The 2,599-nt window shown below is 63.9% G+C and carries 3 protein-coding genes; all 3 read right to left on the reverse strand.

Going from position 1 to position 2,599, the window contains the following annotated elements:
• Positions 1–77: 77 nt before the first annotated feature.
• From tnpC to tnpA, 3 genes are read right to left on the reverse strand one after another with little or no spacing between them, the layout of a single operon-like run.
• The gene (tnpC, locus tag FNJ47_RS45515) at positions 78–1,730 is read right to left on the reverse strand and encodes an IS66 family transposase (RefSeq protein ID WP_163163258.1); all 1,653 of its coding nucleotides are present in this window, start codon (positions 1,728–1,730) and stop codon (positions 78–80) included.
• Between the two features lie 45 nt (positions 1,731–1,775).
• Complete coding sequence (gene tnpB, locus FNJ47_RS45520) at positions 1,776–2,123, reverse strand: IS66 family insertion sequence element accessory protein TnpB (protein WP_038936775.1); 348 nt, start codon at positions 2,121–2,123, stop codon at positions 1,776–1,778.
• Positions 2,120–2,521, reverse strand: a complete 402-nt coding sequence (tnpA, locus tag FNJ47_RS45525; protein ID WP_163163260.1) for an IS66-like element accessory protein TnpA — start codon at positions 2,519–2,521, stop codon at positions 2,120–2,122. The genes tnpB and tnpA overlap by 4 nt, the downstream gene beginning before the upstream one ends.
• Positions 2,522–2,599 lie beyond the last annotated feature (78 nt).

Here is a 2,599-nt window from a genome sequence, read left to right on the forward strand (position 1 = left end):
GTACGCATACGATGAAGACCGCCCGATTGACGCGTGCGCGCGGGCACGGCGAGCTCTATGATGGCGTTGCGTGAAGGTCAGGCGGCCTGCTGACCGGCGGGCTTGCCGGCTTGGCCCAGGAGCTTCCATTCCCAGGGCAGCAGTTCGTGCAGACGCGATGCGGGAAGATCGGCGATGCGGGCGAGGATGTCGGCGAGCCAGACCTTCGGATCGACCTCGTTGAGGCGACAGCTCGTGATCATCGTCAGCATGATGGCGGCACGGTCGGCGCCACGCTGGCTTCCGGCGAAGGTCCAGTTCCGCCGTCCCAAGGCGATGCCTCTCAATGCGCGCTCGGCGCAATTGTTGGTCAAGCAGATCCTGCCATCGTCGAGGAAGCAGGCGAAGTCGTCCCAGCGCCTGAGCATGTAGTTGATCGGCTTCAGGACCTCGGAAGAGCGCGAGAGGGTTTCGCGCTCACGCAGCAACCAGGCGTGCATGTCCTCGAGAAGCGGCTTGCTCTCTTCCTGGCGCACGGCGCGCCGCTCGTCGGCGCCGCGGCCGTTGATGGCGCGCTCGACCTCGAACAGCGCATCGAGGCGCCTGACCGCCTCCAGCGCGATCGGAGAGGCCGGTTTGCCCTTGTTGCCTTCTCGAGCATTTTTCTCGATGTCGGCCAGCTCGAAGAAGCCCCGTCGTGCATGGGCAAAGCAAAACGCCGGGGTGATCGGCAGCACCTTCTTCCGCGGGTCGAACAGCGGCTCGAAGCCGTTGTAACAATCGGCTTGCAGGATACCGGCGAAGGCGGCCAGATGCTTCTGGGGATGCTCGCCTCGTCGGTCGCTCGAGGCGTAATACACCGCCGCCGGCGGCGCGGGCCCGGCAAAGGGCCGGTCATCCCGCACATAAGTCCAGATCCGTCCGGTCGTGCACTTGCCCTTCGCCAGGATACGGATGGTGGTGTCATCGCCATGAAGGCGCTCGGCCGCAAGCACATGGCGTTCGATCAAGTGGAAGAGCGGCATGACGGCGAAGGTGCCGTGGCCGACCTGGTCAGCCAGCGTCGACAACGACAGGTCGATCCCCTCAGCCTTGAAGCGAGCACTCTGGCGGTTGAGCGGGATATGCATGCCGAACTTCTCAAACAGGATCGTCGCCAGCAATTGTGGGCCGATGAAGCCGCGCGGCGTGGCATGGAACGGTGCCGGCGGCTGGCTGATCTTCTCGCAATCACGGCAGGTGAACTTCTCCCGTACCGTCTCGATGACCTTGAAGCGACGCGGGATCTCCTCCAGCGTCCTGGTCACATCCTCGCCGATCTTCGCCAGCCGCGATCCACCGCAGCAGGCACAGCTCGTCGGAGCCTCAGCGACGACGCGCTCGCGTTCGATGTCATCCGGCCAGGGTTTGCGCACCGGCCGCTTGCGCGTGAAGGGGCGGACGTTCTGTGTCTTCGCCGCGGCGGTCTGCCCCGCAAGCTCATCCTCGCTCGCCGCCGCAACGAGGTCTTCGAGTTCCAGCTCCAGCTGCTCGAGCAGCCGCGCCGTGCGCTCAGAGCGCGGCCCGTACAATTCGCGTTTGAGCTTCTCGATCCGCAGCTCGAGATGCGCGATCAGCGCCTCGTTGTCCGACAGCTCAGCCCGCACACTGGCAGCCACCGCCTCAGCATGTAGCCGCGCCTCGCGCTCGGCCTGCAGCGCCGCCAGGGCACTTGCAAGGTCCGATGGAAGGTCGTCCGGCTTCGATATCATGAAGCCAGTGAATCAGATCAAGCCGCAGATTCAAACCACAAAACGCTATCCGACCCGCGTCGGACGCTGGGTTTCTTGTGGGTTGCGCCAATCGATCCCGGACAACAGATAGCTCAACTGCGCCGGCGAGATCGTTACCGATTCACCGGCAACCGATGGCCAGATGAACCTGCCTCTCTCAAGCCTTTTGGTAAACAGGCATGCTCCCTGGCCATCGTGCCAGATCACCTTTACAAGATCGCTGCGGCGACCACGGAAGACGAACAGATGACCGTTGAGCGGGTCTTTGTGCAGCACCTCCTGCACCTGGAGTGCCAACGACGGAAAGCCTCTGCGCATATCGGTGTAGCCTGTCGCGAGCCACACCCGCGCGCCTGTCGGAACCGGGATCATCGGCGCACCAGGGCATCGAGAACGCGACGCAGCGCGTCTCCATCAACGTCGCCATCGACCCGGATGCGGCGTCCGCTACCAAGGTCGATCTCGATGATGCCCTGGCTCCTCCGTCGACGCGTCGGTGCCGTCGTCAGTGGCGCTTCGGTCAGATCCCGCGGTGGCACAGGCGGTCCAATTTCGACCGACACGAACGGAGCTATACTCGTCTCTCCCTGCTTGCAAAGCTCTTTGCGCCACCGGAACAGCTGGCTCACATGAAGGCCGGCCATGCGAGCCACCTCGGAAACAGTGGCTCCAGGCTCGAGCGATGCTGCAACCAGCCGTTCCTTCTCATCTCGCGACCACCGCCGCCGCCGCTCTACCGATGTGATCACCTCTGCCCGCGATATCGTCATAGCGCTTCTCCTAGGATTACCCCTAGGACCTGCAGCGCTCGCCTTCCTCAAACAAGGCGGCCGTCAGCGGAGGCGTAC

The sequence above is a fragment of the Bradyrhizobium uaiense genome, assembly GCF_010811875.1.
GTDB classification, from domain to species: Bacteria; Pseudomonadota; Alphaproteobacteria; order Rhizobiales; family Xanthobacteraceae; genus Bradyrhizobium; species Bradyrhizobium uaiense.